The sequence below is a fragment of the Rothia uropygialis genome (assembly GCF_004137765.1).
In the GTDB taxonomy this organism is placed as follows: Bacteria; Actinomycetota; Actinomycetes; order Actinomycetales; family Micrococcaceae; genus Rothia.
In genome coordinates, this window is the sequence record NZ_NOIS01000001.1 from 97,173 (window position 1) to 113,734 (window position 16,562).

The following is a 16,562-nucleotide window of genomic DNA, read 5'->3' on the forward strand; positions in this document are numbered from 1 at the left end:
GTCCTTTCGGCAACTCGGAGGAGGAGGTCAGATCAATTTGCTTTCGCGAGCTTTCGATATCGCGGCCGTCCGATTTTCGACGCCGAGCTTCCCATAGATGTGCACGAGGTGCGTCTTGACGGTCGCCTCGGAAATGAACAGTTTCTTGGACAGCTCACGGTTGCTCAACCCGGTGGCCAAGAGACGCAGTATCTCGGTCTCCCGTTCCGACAGGTTCTGCTCAGGGCGTTGCATGCTGGCCATGAGAGCCGCACTGACCTCCGGGGCCAAAGTGCTCTTGCCCGCCGCGGTATCCACGACGGCCCGTCGAAGGGCTTCGGCAGGTGCGTCCTTCAGGAGATACCCGAGGGCACCGGCTCGCACCGCGGCGACGATGTCGGCCTGCGTATCGTACGTGGTCAGGATCAACACCGGTGGACCCTGCATCTCCTTGAATCGGGCGGTAGCGGTGATTCCGTCCATCTCGGGCATCTGTATGTCCATGACCACGAGGTCAATGGCCTGGTCGGTTCCGGTCTTCGACTCAGCGACCTCGAGTGCTGACCGGCCGTTGCCGGCTTCGGCCACGACGACGACTTCGTCAAAACCGTCTAGGAGAGCGCGCAATCCAGCTCGCACTACGGGGTGATCGTCGACCAATAGAACCCTGATCTTGGAGCTCATGCTCCCCCTTCGTTGTCGCTTGCGGTGTGCGCAGAGGTCAGTGGGATACGAACCCCGACAGCGGTGCCTTCGCCGGGAGAGGAGTCGATCGAAAGACTGCCTCCCAAAGTCTCGAGACGACGTCGCAATCCTATGAGCCCGTAGCCGCCTTCTGACGAATCGTTCAGACCGGCGGCGGGGTTGAAGCCGTCTCCGTCGTCGAAGATATCCAAAGTGACTTCGGCTTCCCAAACAGCAAGAGTCACCACAGCGAGGTCCGCGTTCGCATGTTTCGCGACGTTGGCGAGGCTTCCTTGGGCGGCGCGCAAGAGCGCGGAGGTGACGGGTTGGGGAAGGTCGGCTGCATCCTTGCCTTCGACGCGGAGTTCGCAACGCAAGGACCGGCCCGACGCCGCAGCCTGGCTCTGCGTCCTTTCGCACGTCACGCGCAGTGCGGGAAGGAGCGATTGACTCAACTCGGGGGAGGACAAGTCCTTGACGAACCGCCTGGCCTCGTCCAAATTCTCTGACGCAGTTTCCTGGATGGTCCCGACCCAGGAGCCAGCCTCGTCCAGACGTCCCGCCGCAAGGCTTCCGGCGGTCGCACGGGACATGAGAACTATGGACGACAGTCCCTGGGCCACAGTGTCGTGGATTTCGCGTGCTAGCCGCTCGCGCTCTTCCATGCGGCCGGCTTGATGTTCTTTCTCGGCGAGCTCGGCTTGTGCGATGCGCAGGGCCTCGGCGACGCGCAGATGGTGGAGCGCTTCGTCGTGCAATGACCGGTACGCCGTGGAAATGATGATCGCCAGGCCTGCGCCCAGCATGGGGCCCAGAAGCGATCCCGGGGTGAAGCTGTCCAATTGGTCGGCGCGGGCCAGTTCCCACAGTGGCACGAATGAAGCCATTGCCCAGAGCACCCCGACCGCAATGACCCCCTGCCACAGTTTGAGCAGGTGTAGGAAAAGGAACATCAGGGGGAAGACGACCCACACGAAGTTCGCCGAGATGATGAGCAGCGCGATCCAGACTATGGTGACGGCCCCGAGCCACCACCCGGCAAAACGGCGCGGGTTCGCCGCGGTCGTGACGTGGCCCGACCGCAACGCTCGGGCATACCTGTTCTCCCACACGGTTCCGGTGAGATAGATAGCGCCCAGAAGCACGACGGCACAGATCGCGCAGATCGCGGGCACCGTACTCGGAGTATCGGAGCTTCCGCCGAGGTAACGGATCAACCCGAAGACCAAGAGGAAAGCGAACATGACGTGCAAAGCGATGCGCAATGTCTGCAGGACCCGGCTCGGGGCCGGCTGGGGCGCAAGGGTGTTCGGGGAGCTCACACATCTCACACTAGCGGGGAAGGGTTGACCGGACATCAACCGAATGGATGATACGAGGTTCAGCAATCCTTCCGATGTGCGCGTGAGGCCTGCGCGGAAGAGTGGATACCAACGAAATCCACTCGAAAGGAACCAAGATGTTCGTCGGTATCAGAGACGTCTTCTACGCCAAGGGGAGGTTCGCCCTGATCGGTTCGGTCGTCGGGCTGATCACGCTCCTGCTGGTCATGCTCACCGGACTGACCGGCGGCCTTGCTTCACAGAACACATCGGGGCTCACCGCCATCAATCCGGACAGATTCGCTTTCGGGGCCCCGGCCACAAGCGTCTCCGGCTCGGATTCAGAACATGAGGCCAAGGTCGACTACTCGGCTTCCCAGATCACGCAGAACCAGGCCCAGAAGTGGAAGGAGACCGACGACGTCGACTCCGCAGTTCCGGTCGGCTTCGCCCAAACGCAGCTCGCGGCCGAGGGCAGTGCCGGAGTTGCTGTCGTCGGTGTCCCGGACGATTCCAACACCGTCGGTGACGCGGTCGGGAAGGCCATCGACGGTTCGACCGAGCCGGGCGCCGGCGGCGTGGTGGTGTCCCAGTCGATCGCGGACGACCAAGGAGCGAGCGTCGGTCGCGAGGTCAACATCTCGGGCCAGAAGTTCAAGGTCAGTGGCGTCGTCCCGGACGAGTATTACAGCCACAGTCCCATCGCTTGGGTGGATACCGCCGGATGGCAGTCCGTCGCCCACGTCCCCTCAGAGGGTGAGGACGCCGTGGTTGGCACCGCAGTCGCTCTCAAAGGCGACCTGAACAAGGACGCCTGGAACGACGCCGCCGACAAGACCGGGACCGTGGTGTCCAAGGTCAAGGACTCCTTCTCGGGGCTTCCCGCCTACTCCTCGGAGCACAGTTCACTGCTGACCATGCAAGCCTTCCTCTACGGGATCTCGGCACTCGTGACAGTTTCCTTCCTGACCGTATGGACGATCCAGCGGACTCGTGACATCGCGATTCTCCGCGCTCTCGGTGCCGGTGGCCGCTACCTGATCAAGGACGCCGTCGGTCAGGCGGGCATCGTTCTTGCAGTCGGAGCGGTCCTCGGGCTCGGGCTCGGTGCGGGCCTCGGCTGGTTGGCGCAGAACGGTGTGCCCTTCCAGCTGAGCGCGGGCACAACCCTGTTGCCCGCCGCCGGGATCTGGGTGCTCGGGATGCTCGGCTCCCTCGTCGCAGTACGCAAGGTCGCAAAAATCGATCCGCTCATCGCCCTAGGAGGCAACTAAACATGATGGCTCACGTCGCAGAACATGTAGCAGGAACCCAGCATCGCGAGAAGGAATCAATGCCAGCCCTTGAAATCCTCGAAACCACCCTGGAATATCCGGATGGCACCACCGCGGACGGCAAGCCGCGGACAGTAACCGCCCTCGACGCCGTCACCTTCCGGGCAGAGCGCGGGACGATGACCGCGCTCGTCGGGGAGTCGGGGTCCGGCAAGTCCTCACTGCTGGCGGTTGCCGGGGCCCTCGTCGAGCCCACGAGCGGTTCGGTCAAGGTCAACGGTATTGAGGCAGTTGGGCAGCCGGAGAAAACGAGGGCAGGGTTGCGCCGCGAGCAGATCGGCGTCGTGTTTCAGCAGCCCAACCTCATTCCGTCGCTCACGGCACGGGAGCAGCTTCTCGTGGGAGAACACATTCGCGGACTGCGCGGCGCAAAGTTCAAGGAACGCGGCCGCGCGGCCGACGAATTGTTGGCGAGGGTCGGCCTGGACGGTGCCGGGGACCGCCGTCCGCATCAGCTCTCGGGAGGACAGCGGCAACGGGTCAATATTGCTCGTGCGCTGATGGGCAATCCGGCTCTCCTCCTGGCGGATGAGCCGACCTCGGCCCTGGACCACGAGCGTTCCCTCGAGATCGTCGAGCTGCTCCGCGAAGTCACCCGGGAATTCAACGTAGCGACCGTGATGGTCACCCACGAGACCGACCTGTTGGACAAGGTCGACTCGGTGGTCACGATGCGTGACGGGAAGCTTTCCTAACGACTCGCCCAAAAAGGCCCCGGATCCCTCAAGGGTCCGGGGCCTTCTGATTGCATACCGGCTCGGGCGACGCGGCGGAGCGATCAAGCCCTGGGTCAGCGACCCCACATTCCGTACGTCTGGGCCAGTTCGGACACCTTCCGCGCACGGGCGAGACGGGGCAAGTAGGAACCGTCCTTCGGGACCGAACCGCCTTCGTCCTTCTCCAGCATCTCCCGGGCCCAGCTGATCTCCTCTTCGGAAGGAGCCAAGCCGTGATTGATCGTGTCGGTCTGGGCAGGGTTCAGCGTGAGCTTGCCCGTCATACCCATCGATGCGCTCAACCGGCTGGCGTCCAGGAGGCCCTTGTCATCCACACCGTTGGCGGGACCGTCGATCGGTCCCGGTAGTTCTCCCACACGGGACGCTACGACCAACGCCGAACGCGGATACGCCAGAGCCAACGGATCATCGCTGATCCCAGTGTCCTTGCGGTAGTCACCCATTCCGAAAGCCAGACGGAAAGTTCCGGGAGCCTTGGCGATGTCGACCGCATTGACGATCCCGACGGCCGACTCGATCAGTGCAATGACCGGCGTGCCGGCGTGGGACATCATGGCCGTGCGGGTGACGTGATTGGGATGCTCGGTCTTGGCCAACACCAAACCGCGAAGACCCTTGGCACTGGTCAGTGCAGCCAAGTCGTCTTCCCAGAATTTGGTGGTGATGTCGTTGATACGGACCCACGCGCGCATACCGTTGTTGAGGGCGTTGACGACGTTCTCGCGGGCCTGTTCCTTCTGGTCGGCCGGGACAGCGTCTTCCATATCGAGGATGATCGAATCCGCTTCCGACTCGTAATTCGGCTCGAAGGAGGCAACGTTCACGGCAGAAGTCAGCAACCAAGAACGTGAGAGGCGTGCTGGGAGGTCCGCGGCGCGTTCGTTGCGATGATAAGTAGTCGTCAAATTAAAACCTCACTCGTTAACTCAGTTTCGTCCTCATTGTGGCAAATGCTTCGGGTGAAGGGCGAGGGACCTTCCGGCCCGTCCAGCGGGCTTCCCGCCCCAGCGGTGCTGATTCGCCTCCGTGCTTCCTCGACCGTTTGCTGCTCACGGAACGACGGCGCGGGGAACGGCCCACATCGGATTCAGCTTCTTCGAAGGATCGCATCCACGGATGCAACAGTAAGGCCCCGAAACCAGCGTGGTTCCGGGGCCTAACCGTTACATGGAGCCCCCTGCCGGAATCGAACCGGCGACCTTTTCGTTACGAAGGAAACGCTCTACCGACTGAGCTAAGGAGGCCTGCGCTCACGCTTTGCGGTCACGGACCGCTCCACAGCGCGAATGTCACTTTAGCAGAAGACATCCGGATGCCACCAACTCGTATGACCCGTCGTTCAGAAGGGGGTTATGGCATAAATGCGTTGGTGCGATGGTTGTGGTGGAAGACAGACGAACGCTTTCAAAAGGAGTTGACTATGGGACACGTAGGAATAATCGGTGGACACGGCAAGATCGCGCTCCTGACGGCACCGCTTTTGGTCGACGAGGGCAACACCGTCACCTCGATCATCCGCAAGAAGGACCAAGTCGGCGACGTCGAAGAGACCGGCGCCAACGCTCTGGTCAAAGATATCTCGGATCTCTCGACCGAGCAGATGACCGAGGTTTTCAAGGACCAGAATTTCGACGCCATCATCTGGTCTGCGGGCGTGGGCGGCGGCGACCCCGAGCGCACGTGGGAGGTTGATCGTGACGCAGCCATCCGGTCGATGGACGCCGCAGAGAATGCCGGTGTGAAGCGTTACCTCATGGTCTCCTACCTGGGTGCCTCCTTCGATCACGGCGTTCCTGAGGACGACGACTTCTACGCCTACGCCCAGTCGAAGGCAGAAGCGGATCAGCATTTGCGCGAGACCGGTCTGGACTGGACCATTGTGGGCCCGACCGCGCTCTCGCTCGACGAGCCCTCCGGCAAGATCACCGTCACCACCGAAGCGGGCGGAAACAAGGCATCCCGCGCCAACGTGGCGCGGGTCCTGGCGGCCGCCCTCTCGGACGAGACCACCGTGGGCAAGGCTTTGCCGTTCACCGATGGCGACACCCCGATCGCCCAGGCCCTCGCGGAAGCACCGGCCACGGACAAGCTGGCCTAGGGGCCTCATGGGACTCTGGGATTCCATCCGAGGCAAGGCCCAGTCTTCGGCAGGATCCGACGCCGCCGCGGCCCTCCCGGAGGCGCGCTTGGAAGCGCTGGTCTCCGGGAGGGTCCAGGGCGTCGGATTTCGCTGGTGGACACGCGGTATCGCGCAGGAACATGGGCTGATCGGCTACGCGGAGAACCTGCCGGACGGTCGCGTGGAAATCGTGGCCGAAGGCACGCGGGAAGGAGTCGACGCATTGTACGCCGCGCTGACGTCCGGAGATACGGCCGGTCACGTCAGTGACGTCGACCAATCGAGACCCGAACCCACCGGCGAGTTCAGGGAATTCGATGTGAGGTAATACCGTCGAACCGCCCTTCACCTGGCACACCCCCTGCGATAAAATATAAGTAATCGCTTATGAATGGAGGTGCGGTTCCGGTGGGGCACAACCACGATCACGGTCATCAGCACGGCCCCGGGGCCGGGCGCACACGCCTGGCGGTCGCCTTCGGCATCTCGATTCTCATATTCCTTGCTCAAATGATCGGTGCCGTGCTCACCGGTTCTTTGGCGTTGCTCTTCGACACCGTTCACGTCTTGACCGACGCCGCCGGTCTGGCGATGGCCCTCGGCGCCGCGGTGCTCTCATCCCGGCCGGCCACGGACCATCGGACGTGGGGGTGGAAACGGGTAGAAATCCTGGTGGCCGCGGTCCAGGCGACGGTTCTGATTGTCGTCGGAATTATGGTGATCATCGAGGCAGTTCAACGGTTCTCCCATCCGCAGCCGATCGCCGACCGGGAACTCATCGTTTTCGGCATCGTGGGACTCCTCGGCAATATCGCAGCCATTGTCGTCCTGTTCGGCGGAGAGAAGAACCTTAATCTCAGGGCGGCCTTCTTGGAAGTCGTCAACGACGCTCTGGGTTCGGTTGCCGTGATCATTTCCGCGCTCGTCATTGCCTCGACCGGCTGGATGCAGGCCGACGCCGTAGTCGCGTTGCTCATCGGAGCCCTGATCATCCCGCGAGCTGCTCTCATTCTGCGCGAGTCCGTCAGCGTACTTTTGGAGAGCGTCCCACCGGGGCTCGATATGGAAGACGTGAAACGGCACCTCGAGGACCATCCCCGCGTGGTCAAAGTTCACGATCTCCACGCGAGCCGAATTTCGACCGATCTTCCCGTTCTGACCGCCCACGTGGTCCTGGACGACGAGAGCTTCAAGGACGGGCGGAGTGCACAGTTGCTCTGCGAAATTCAGAAGTGTATTTCCGAGCACTTCGACGTGTCGATTGCCCATTCGACGATTCAACTCGAACCGAAGAGTCATTACGACCACGAAGCCGGGGAATTCGTCGTATGAGCCGAGGCCATAGCGTCCATCTCGGGCTCTCGGGGCTCAACGCGAGGATTCTTCCGGACGGTTTCAGCGACAACGGCTACGTCTTGGAGATCGGGGGCGCCGAACAATCGCATGTCGATCTTGATCATCCCGAAAGCATTTTCTACGAGTACCTTCGTCGTGTCGGCAATATCGTGGATACGATCGCCCCTCCGGGTGAGACGATTTCCGCCGCGCACCTAGGGGCCGGCGGGTTAACGTTGCCCCGATATATTCAAGCCACCCGCCCGGGATCGCCCCAAACGGCCGTGGAGATCGAGCGTGAGCTGCCTTCATTGGTCCTGCGCGAATTGCCGCTTCCTGCCGGTACGCGTTTGAACATCCTGACCGACGACGCCCGTGCAGCGCTTCCGGCGCTGGCGCAGGATGCGGGGCCCGAAGCCGGATACGGGTTGGACCTGGTCTTCGTCGATATATTCTCGGGCAAGGATTCACCCGAGCATTTGGCATGCCGCGACTTCTACGCGGAAGCGCTCGCGACACTCACGGATAGAGGCGTTCTGGTCGTCAACGTGGGTGATGACCCCGGTCTTCGATTCTTTGCCAGGCAAGCACAATTCCTGTCAGACGCCGCCTGCGAGGACCCCCGGATCGGGGCCGCCTCGGGGGCCTGGACGTTGGCAGATGCAACCATGATCTCCGGCCGTCAGGAAGGCAACTTGATTCTCGCGGCCGGGCCGGGATTGTCCACGGGAACCCGGGAATTCGCGCAGCACTGGAAGGAAGCAGGGCCGCACCCCGCTGAGGTCCTGGATCCCCTCCAGACGCAGGCTTTCACCCGGAAACTGGTGTCGTAAAACCCGGCGCTTAGGGTCAATTTTGACTTCTGCGCTCTCGGCTGAGCGCGGTTGTGCACTTGCGTGCGCGTGGTTAGATGTGAGTATGGCACCGAAGTTTCCCTTTGATTCCGCAATGAAAAACGCATTCGACGACAGCGGGCAACCAAAGCCGGCTCTGAACAAGGCCCTGGACACCGTTTTGCGGGTTCAGCGGCCACTCGTCGTCACCTCGATCAAAAAACTCCGGAAAAAGCACCCCGATGAAACCCCGGAGCAGATCGCACATCGTTTGGAGAAGCTCTATCTGCGTGATGTCACGGTCGGCGGTGGCGCCGTGGGCGCCTCTGCGTTCATCCCGGGGATCGGCACTGTCACGTCAGTCGGCCTATCGGTCGTGGCGGTGGGCGGGTACCTTGAGCGCACCGCGATCTACGCGCAGTCCATGGCGGAGCTCTTCGGGGCTCACGTGGAGGACCCCGAGAAGGCCCGCACTATGGTCATGGCCCTCATGCTCGGCGAAGACGGCGCCGTTCTCATGCAGCAGATCTTGGGGCAGTCCGGGCGAACAGCCGGAATCTCCAATAAATGGGGCCTCATGATGGGCAAGGACGATGGGAAAGGTTTCAGCGTCTCCAAGACCATCCGCAATATGTTCGTCAAGCGCTTCCTGGCACGTCAATCCGGGGCGATGCTCGGCCGGGCCCTGCCGTTCGGCCTGGGGGCCGTTGTCGGCGGCGGCGCCAACCTTGCACTGGGCCGTCAGGTCATCAAATCGACCAAGGAAGCCTTTGGCAAGGCACCCTCCTTGTTCCCGGACTCTCTGCAGCTGGACGGCAGGGCACCGAAGTTCGACGATCCGCAGGAAGAGAAGAAGGCCCAAGCCCTTGCGGGCGATCTCCCGGCCGGCGCTGACAAGAAAGACAAAGACTCCAAGGCCAAGGGCGCCGGGACGGACGATTAATTCTTCTCCGCTCCGTTGCGCACACCCTCTTCCAGCGGAGACGGATGTGCGCAACGGAGCGTGATCCCGTGAGGACTCGCTACTTCACGTAGTCGACGAGCCGGCCAGCGATCCCGTTGTAGGTTGCGGGCGTCAGATTCTTGAGTCGTTCTTCCGCTTCGGGGGAAAGGCCCAAGCCGGACACGAACTCGACCAAGCGTTCCTGGTCCACGCGGTGCCCGCGTGTCAGATCTTTCAGCCGCTCATAGGGGTTGTCCATTCCTTCGACCCCGGCGATCGCTTCCGCGCGCATGACCATCTGGATTGCCTCGGCCAGGACCTCCCAGTTGTTCTCGAGGTCCCGTGCGAGAACGTCTTCTGCGACGTCGAGCTTGGTCAAGCCTTTGGTCACGTTGGACATTGCGAGCATCGAATGGCCGAAGGCCACGCCGATGTTGCGCTGCGAAGAAGAATCGGTCAGATCGCGCTGCCACCTGGAGGTCACGAGCGTTTCTGCGAGCGTGTCCAGAAGCGAACACGAGATTTCCAGGTTGGCCTCGGCATTTTCGAAGCGGATCGGATTGATCTTGTGAGGCATGGTCGACGAGCCCGTGGCTCCCTCGACCGGAATCTGCCGGAAATATCCGATCGAGATGTACGACCAGATATCCGTGCAGAGATTGTGCAGCACACGGTTGAAGTGCGCGATGCTCGAGTAGAGCTCCGCCTGCCAATCGTGCGACTCGATCTGCGTCGTCAAAGGGTTCCAGGTCAGGCCAAGGTGCTCCACGAAACCGCGAGACACCTTCTGCCAGTCGACCTGGGGCGCAGAAGCGTAGTGAGCGGCGTATGTGCCGGTCGCACCATTGATTTTGCCCAGGAACTCCTGGTTTTCCACGTGTCTGATCTGCCGCTGGAGGCGGAACGCGAGGACGGCCATTTCTTTGCCGAGGGTCGTCGGAGTCGCCGGCTGGCCGTGTGTCCGAGACATCATGGCAATATCCCGGGCCGATTCGGCCAGGTCGGTCACCACACCGACGAGTTTCCGGGCGGCGGGTGCCCATGCGTTGTGGACCGCGTCCCGGATTCCCACGGCGTAGGAAAGATTGTTGATGTCCTCCGATGTGCATCCGAAATGCACGAGCGGTTTGAGATGACCGAGGCCCAGTGCTTCGAGACGGTTTCCGATGAAATATTCGACCGCCTTGACGTCATGCACTGTCACGGCTTCGATCTCGGCCAATTCCCTGATCGAGTCGGCGTCGAAATCGGTCACGATGGCGCGCAGACCCGCAACCTGGCCCTCCGTTAGAGGAGCAAGACCGGGCAGAATTTCATTGCAGCAGAGGTAGATGAACCATTCGACCTCGACGTGCACGCGATCGCGATTGAGTGCCGCTTCCGAGAGGTAATCCGTCAACGGTGCGGTCTGGGGCTGGTACCGCCCGTCCAGGGGCCCGAGGGCAATGGGAGGGGAGACCTGGGTCAGGCTTGTGCGCCCATTCGGGAGGGTCAAACTGGACAGATTGGTGTTCTCTGAAGAATTGGCCATGCCCTTATTGTGGCACGGCCACCACGCCCCTCCGAGTTTGTCCACAGGGCAATCAACGCCGAAGGAACTCAACGGTTGTCCACACAGTGGCGGGGTTCCGGACGCTGTGGGAGACGCCCGGACTCTCCGTGGGCCAGGATGTTCTGCATCGAAGCGGACAAGTGATCCGCTTCCTGGGGAGGAAAAGGACGAAATGGATATCGTGTCCGCGCTGGGGCTGGTGGCGCCCACGGTGGTACGGCGTGCGGGGATAGCGGCCGAAGAAAGGCTCACGGATCTCGCGGATCAATTGGCAAGGCAATTGGCTTCCGTGCGGTCAGCCGGGACAAGAGTCGAGGGGACGGCCCAGACCGCGTGGGAATCTTCGGCGGCGGATCTGTTCCGGGAGGGCATTCGCCGTCAAGCCGCACGATCTCACGCCGCGGAAGAGGCGATGCGCAGGGCGGAATTGCATGTTCGGCGGGCGGGCGTGGAGATCCGTCATCGGCTCGAACAGATCTCCCACGAGTTGGCGGGTTGGGAAGAGAAAATGGTGCAAACCGCCGCTCGGCTCGCTTCGGAGGCGGAAACTCGGTCCCGAGAGGCGGTGGGGACGGCCGCTTTCGGATCCGAGGCCCTGCTGGACTCCGACGCAGTGCGGCAGCTGAGGAGCGCATACGAAAACGCCGTGGAATCCTCCCTTGCCCGAAACGTCTTGACGGCCGTGGCCGCTGGAAACGCCGGGTGTGCGCAATGACCACGCCGTGGAACGCCAGCCTTCGTGAATGGTGCATCTTCGGACTCGCCCCGGCCCAATCAACGGGCGCATTCCAGGTCGGGTGGGGCGCAGTGCCTGCCGGCAGCGCGACGGTGCGCGCGTCAACGTCCCAGCAAAGGATCGACACCGAAGAGATTGCCCGCCTCGAGGCCGAATTGCAGGGAGCTGGAGAGATCTACGGCGGAGCCATGCTCGCGGCGGTCCCTCTTCGGGCCGAGATCGCACACCTTTGGGCGCATGTCTCCTCGGCAGCGGCGATGGCCGCGCAGGAGCTCGACGAAGCGCAGAAACTTCTGCTGTCCTTAGGATCCTCCGTGGCTGAGTACGGTGCGAAACTCCATCTGGCCCGGACGTCCTATGAGGAGGCAGAAAACCTCGCGGAGGTTCTGGTCAGCGGTTTTGACGCCGTCCACTGCCTTCCCTACCGCCATCTTTACGGATCGGCGATGCTCAGCGGAGGCAATCCTCTAGGCCTACTGGCCGCCGTGGGGGCCTTCGCGGTCACGGGTGGGGCGATTCTCGCGGCCGACGCTTCGGTCCGCGGAACGGCCGCAGCAACGCGTTCATCGATCAAGGGCAGCGGCATTCCCCTGGAACATCTTCGCCTGGACGTCGCTCGGGTCAAACAGCTCAGGCGGCGCATGGGCCTGGGGCTGGTTCGCTTGAGAGATTTCCGGCAGGTCGAAGCTTCTCCCATGACGGTGATGAGCGAGGCCGCCAACGTATCTACTATTGCGGAGGGCCTCAAGAACGCGGGGGAACGCGATATCGTGCACGATGCCGCTCACGGTCCCCAGAACCGCGTGTCCCTGGCCCATATCGACGTAAAGGTTGTGCACAGACCGGATGGCACGAAATCCTTCGTGGTCTCGATCCCCGGGACCGATTTCGACAATCTTTCGAGCCGAACGGATCCTGACGGGGCCCACAGTATCCTCGACGTCGTGACCACAAGCCCCGGTACGCCCTTGTCGGAGTCCCCAGGGCTCATGCAGATGGTCGATCGAGCTCTCCAGGAGGCAGGCGCCGGATCCACGGACCCCGTCATTCTCTCCGGTTTCAGCCAAGGCGGAATGACCGCCATGAGCCTCGCTTCGAACCGGGAATTCTCAGGGCGGTACACCATCCGTGGGGTAGTGACCACGGGGACGCCTACTGTCACCTACCGAGGAGTCGACCCGAAGACCAAAGTCCTTCACCTGGCAGACGTGAACGATCCGGTCCCGGTCCTGACCGGCGGGGGCTCCGACCCAGGCAACAATCACGCCGTCGTCGTGACCAGCAACGTCGGGAAAGGCGGGGCAATTCAGATGACGCACGACGCCGAGACGTATGTGCGGGCCGCTCGGGTCGCCGACCGCGAATTGTCGCGGACCACCGAGGGGCGAAAACAACGGCGAATGATTCAGGAGGCGATCCCTGCCGGGGCATCCGTTCAGACCCTGACTTTCGAAGCATCGTCCGAGTCCTATGACCGCAGGACGAAATGATGGCCGACCTCAAGCGCGGCGGAGAGAGCACTGACGTGACTGTTGCCACTTTTGCTCGAAGGAGCGGATACAGTGGAATTCATGAGCGAAAATCTGATCCCCCATGACGAAAGAATCACCCCACGACACGTCTTCAGCGCATTGCCGAAGTACGCCGCGGGCAAGCCGCCCCGTGCGGTCGAAGGCCTTCAACAATACAAGTTGTCCTCGAATGAGAACCCCTTCGGCCCGGTTCCGGCAGTTCAGTCAGTGATCCAGAAATTTTCGACATCCAATCGATATCCCGATCCGTTGTGCACGGAGCTTCGCACGGTTCTGGGACGGCACCTCGGTGTCGACCCGGATGACATCGTCACCGGTGCTGGGAGCCTCGGAGCTCTCGCCCAGATCCTCGCGGCCTTCGCCGGCGGCAACGAAGACGGCAGCCAGGACGAGGTCATCTACCCGTGGAGATCCTTCGAGGCATACCCGATCGTCACAGGTCTTGCGGGAGCCAAGGAAGTGCGTATCCCCAATTTGGCCAACGGCGAGCATGATCTGGACGCCATGGCCGATGCGATCACCGATCGCACCAAGGTTGTCATCCTGTGCACACCCAACAACCCGACCGGGCCGGCCCTGACCAAGAAAAAGGTCCAGGAATTCATGGCCAAGGTCCCGTCCCGCATCGTGGTTGTGTTGGACGAGGCCTACCTCGAGTTCTGCCAGGCCTCCGAACTCAACGAGCAGGAAAGAAGCGAAGGCGGTCTCGCGGAGGGTATAGATCTCTTCCCCGACTACCCGAACCTCGTGGTCCTCCGCACATTCTCCAAAGCCGCCGGGCTCGCCGGTTTGCGGGTCGGATACTCGATTTCGCACCCGGAAGTCACACAGTACCTCCGCGTTTCGGCCACGACCTTCGCCGTGACCAAATTGGCCGAGGAAGCTGCCATCGCTTCGGTCGAACACGCCGACGACGTCGAGCAACAGGTCCGGCATCTCGTCTCGGAGCGAACGCGCGTCGTCAATGCCCTGGAGGAACAGGGCTGGGACATCCCTACGACCCGTGCGAACTTCGTATGGCTCCCTTTGGGCGAAAAATCTCAGGACTTCGCGCAGCTAGCCGACGAGAACGCGTTGTCCGTGCGTGCGTTCCAGCCCGAAGGCGTCCGGGTCAGCATCGGAGAAGATGAGGCGAATTCGAGATTCATTCGGATCGCCGGAGAGTTCCTGGGCAATTCCGGCAGGTAGGCTAAGGGTGTATTTTTTGATCCGCGGGACTTGCGCATAACGCGACCCGGCGGACCAGCCGGGCGCCGGACAACCTAGCCACATGGGAGGACTCATGGAAACCGCGGAAACCCCCCACCCCGGGGCGACCGAGGGCCGTCTGAACCGGGTGACCATTCTGGACGAGAACGGTCACCGCGGTTCGGATCCGGACTTTGATCCCTACATCGAGAACGTCACCCTCGAGGACCTCAAAGGGTCGTATGCCAATATGCTGAAAGTTCGGCGCTTCGACGACGAAGCGACCTCCCTGCAACGGCAAGGCAAACTTGCACTGTGGGTTCCGTCCAAAGGTCAGGAAGCCGCGCAGATCGGTTCGGCACGCGCCATACCCGAGCGCGACTACATCTTCCCCTCCTACCGGGAGCATGCGCTGGCGTTTGAGCGCGGTGTCGATCTCAAAGACTTGATGAGGATCTTCCGCGGATACTCGCCCGGAGGATGGAACCCCAAGGAACACAACTTCAACTTGTACTCCTTCGTGTTGGCCTCTCAAATTCCGCATGCCGTGGGATATGCCATGGGACAGAAACTCGACCAGCACGTGAACAAGGAGATTGCGCAGGGTTCCGAGGAGTCTTCGGCGACGGTCGTCTACTTCGGCGATGGTTCGTCGACCCAAGGGGAAGCCCACGAATCCATGGTCTTCGCCGCCTCCTACGACGCCCCTGTTCTGTTCTTCATCCAGAACAACAAATGGGCGATTTCGGTTCCCTTCTCCACGCAGTCTCGCCTGCCTTTGGCCGAGCGCGCCGCCGGATACGGATTCGAAGGAATCCGCGTGGACGGCAATGACATCCTCGGAGTCCAGGCCGTCACGGCCTACGCCATGGAGAAGATCCACCGCGGGGAAGGCCCGGTATTGATCGAGGCCGAAACGTACCGTCTCGGCGCCCACACGACGGCCGACGACCCGACCAAGTACCGGACTCGTGACGAAGAAGACGAGTGGACGACCAAGGACCCCCTCGTGCGCCTGGAAAAACATCTTCGCCTGGAAGGCGTTGACGACGCGTTCTTCGAGGAAGCCAACGCAGAGGCCAAAGAATACGGTGCATCGATTCGCGAGGCGGTCCTCGCCATGGAGCCGCCGGAATTCGATCATGCTTTCGAGAACGTTTACGCCGAAGAGAATGCGCTCGTCGAACAAGAACGAGCCTGGTTCCACGAATACGAAGCGGGGTTCGACGAAGCCGAAACCCAGGAAGGCGGCCGCTGACCATGAGCGACGTATCAGCACAGGCAAGTGCAGTGGAATCGATGCCCATGGCCAAGGCGCTCAACGCGGCGATGTCAGACGCCATGACTGAGGACCCCAAGGTCCTTTTGATGGGCGAAGACATTGGAACTTTGGGCGGGGTCTTCCGCGTGACCCAGGGGCTCAAAGACGAATTCGGAGCCCACCGCGTCATGGACACCCCGCTCGGCGAAGCGGGAATCGTGGGCACCGCGATAGGCCTGGCCATGAGGGGTTATCGTCCCGTCTGCGAAATCCAGTTCGATGGATTCGTCTTTCCTTCCTTCAACCAGATCACCTCTCAGTTGTCCAAGATTCACGCGCGCTCCAGCGGTGCCATCAGCCTGCCCGTCGTGATCCGTATCCCGTACGGCGGGAATATCGGATCGATCGAACACCATTCCGAATCCCCGGAGGCTCTGTTCGCTCATACCGCCGGCCTCAGAGTGATGTCCCCGTCGAATGCCCAGGACGCTTACTCGATGCTTCGGGAGGCAATCGCCTCTCAGGACCCCGTGATCTTCTTGGAACCGAAGCGACGGTACTGGCTCAAGGGTGACGTCGAACGTGCTGCCCGAGTCCCCACGACTCAACGTGCACAAATAGTTCGCGAAGGCCGCGACCTGACGTTGGCCGCATACGGTCCGCTCGTGCCTGTCGCGCTCGCGGCCGCGGATGCGGCGCGCGAGGACGGACTCAGCATCGAGGTCGTTGACCTGCGTTCGATCTCCCCCTTGGACTTCGACTCCGTCGAGCGTTCGGTCAACAAAACCGGACGACTCGTCGTCACCCACGAGGCCCCGACCTTCGGCGGCATGGGCGGAGAACTGGCCTCGGTCATCGCGGAACGTTGCTTCTACAGTTTGGAAGCTCCTGTCCTCAGAGTCGGCGGCTACCACATGCCTTACCCCGTGGCCAGCGTCGAAGAAGATTACCTCCCCAGCATCGACCGTTTGCTCGAGGCCATCGACCGTTCGCTGAATTACTAGTCA

General features: G+C 62.0%; 16 protein-coding genes and 1 tRNA gene. 12 read left to right on the plus strand and 5 right to left on the minus strand.

The genetic code is table 11. From position 1 onward, the window contains the following. Positions 1-27 precede the first annotated feature (27 nt). Positions 28-663, minus strand: a complete 636-nt coding sequence (locus tag EWV35_RS00420; RefSeq protein WP_129657170.1) for a response regulator — start codon at positions 661-663, stop codon at positions 28-30. Beyond that, positions 660-1,985 carry a sensor histidine kinase gene (locus EWV35_RS00425; RefSeq protein ID WP_202976010.1) on the minus strand — a complete coding sequence of 442 codons (1,326 nt, stop codon included), beginning with the start codon at positions 1,983-1,985 and terminating at the stop codon, positions 660-662. Before EWV35_RS00425 ends, EWV35_RS00420 begins: the two co-directional genes overlap by 4 nt. Positions 1,986-2,122: 137 nt before the next feature. Between EWV35_RS00425 and EWV35_RS00430 the strand changes: the two genes are divergently transcribed. Next, positions 2,123-3,259 carry an ABC transporter permease gene (locus tag EWV35_RS00430; protein WP_129658190.1) on the plus strand — a complete coding sequence of 379 codons (1,137 nt, stop codon included), beginning with the start codon at positions 2,123-2,125 and terminating at the stop codon, positions 3,257-3,259. Positions 3,260-3,264: 5 nt separating this feature from the next. Then, complete coding sequence (locus tag EWV35_RS00435; RefSeq protein ID WP_238654082.1) at positions 3,265-4,014, plus strand: ABC transporter ATP-binding protein; 750 nt, start codon at positions 3,265-3,267, stop codon at positions 4,012-4,014. 95 nt (positions 4,015-4,109) lie between these two features. Here the strand turns inward: EWV35_RS00435 and EWV35_RS00440 are convergent, their stop codons facing one another. After that, positions 4,110-4,961: an HpcH/HpaI aldolase/citrate lyase family protein gene (locus tag EWV35_RS00440; RefSeq protein WP_129657174.1), complete on the minus strand. Its 852-nt coding sequence runs from the start codon at positions 4,959-4,961 to the stop codon at positions 4,110-4,112. Positions 4,962-5,224: 263 nt separating this feature from the next. Continuing rightward, a tRNA-Thr gene (locus EWV35_RS00445) sits at positions 5,225-5,300 on the minus strand. 176 nt (positions 5,301-5,476) lie between these two features. Between EWV35_RS00445 and EWV35_RS00450 the strand changes: the two genes are divergently transcribed. From EWV35_RS00450 to EWV35_RS00470, 5 genes are all read left to right on the plus strand, one after another. Next, positions 5,477-6,154 (plus strand): SDR family oxidoreductase, encoded by a 678-nt coding sequence (locus tag EWV35_RS00450; protein WP_129657176.1) that lies wholly within the window; start codon positions 5,477-5,479, stop codon positions 6,152-6,154. Positions 6,155-6,161: 7 nt separating this feature from the next. Continuing rightward, a complete protein-coding gene (locus EWV35_RS00455) occupies positions 6,162-6,503 on the plus strand; it encodes an acylphosphatase (protein WP_129657178.1) in 342 nt (113 codons plus the stop codon). A gap of 59 nt (positions 6,504-6,562) precedes the next feature. Then, complete coding sequence (locus tag EWV35_RS00460) at positions 6,563-7,507, plus strand: cation diffusion facilitator family transporter (RefSeq protein ID WP_129657180.1); 945 nt, start codon at positions 6,563-6,565, stop codon at positions 7,505-7,507. Further along, a complete protein-coding gene (locus tag EWV35_RS00465) occupies positions 7,504-8,343 on the plus strand; it encodes a spermidine synthase (RefSeq protein ID WP_129657182.1) in 840 nt (279 codons plus the stop codon). The genes EWV35_RS00460 and EWV35_RS00465 overlap by 4 nt, the downstream gene beginning before the upstream one ends. 115 nt (positions 8,344-8,458) lie before the next feature. After that, positions 8,459-9,286 (plus strand): di- and tripeptidase, encoded by an 828-nt coding sequence (locus tag EWV35_RS00470; RefSeq protein ID WP_193554059.1) that lies wholly within the window; start codon positions 8,459-8,461, stop codon positions 9,284-9,286. A 79-nt stretch (positions 9,287-9,365) separates the two neighbouring features. On the opposite strand, the gene purB is transcribed toward EWV35_RS00470, so the two are convergent. Then, positions 9,366-10,817: an adenylosuccinate lyase gene (gene purB, locus EWV35_RS00475; RefSeq protein ID WP_129657184.1), complete on the minus strand. Its 1,452-nt coding sequence runs from the start codon at positions 10,815-10,817 to the stop codon at positions 9,366-9,368. Between the two features lie 193 nt (positions 10,818-11,010). On the opposite strand from purB, the gene EWV35_RS00480 reads away from it, so the two are divergent. The 5 genes from EWV35_RS00480 to EWV35_RS00500 all read left to right on the plus strand — a co-directional run bounded on the left by EWV35_RS00480 (position 11,011) and on the right by EWV35_RS00500 (position 16,559). Continuing rightward, positions 11,011-11,553, plus strand: coding sequence for a hypothetical protein (locus tag EWV35_RS00480; RefSeq protein ID WP_129657186.1), 543 nt, complete (start codon positions 11,011-11,013; stop codon positions 11,551-11,553). Continuing rightward, positions 11,550-13,064, plus strand: coding sequence for a hypothetical protein (locus tag EWV35_RS00485; protein WP_129657188.1), 1,515 nt, complete (start codon positions 11,550-11,552; stop codon positions 13,062-13,064). Before EWV35_RS00480 ends, EWV35_RS00485 begins: the two co-directional genes overlap by 4 nt. An 81-nt stretch (positions 13,065-13,145) precedes the next feature. Beyond that, complete coding sequence (locus tag EWV35_RS00490) at positions 13,146-14,294, plus strand: histidinol-phosphate transaminase (protein WP_129657190.1); 1,149 nt, start codon at positions 13,146-13,148, stop codon at positions 14,292-14,294. A 94-nt stretch (positions 14,295-14,388) separates the two neighbouring features. After that, positions 14,389-15,552, plus strand: a complete 1,164-nt coding sequence (locus EWV35_RS00495) for a thiamine pyrophosphate-dependent enzyme (protein ID WP_129657192.1) — start codon at positions 14,389-14,391, stop codon at positions 15,550-15,552. 2 nt (positions 15,553-15,554) lie between these two features. Further along, positions 15,555-16,559 carry an alpha-ketoacid dehydrogenase subunit beta gene (locus tag EWV35_RS00500; protein WP_394342423.1) on the plus strand — a complete coding sequence of 335 codons (1,005 nt, stop codon included), beginning with the start codon at positions 15,555-15,557 and terminating at the stop codon, positions 16,557-16,559. Positions 16,560-16,562: the final 3 nt, after the last annotated feature.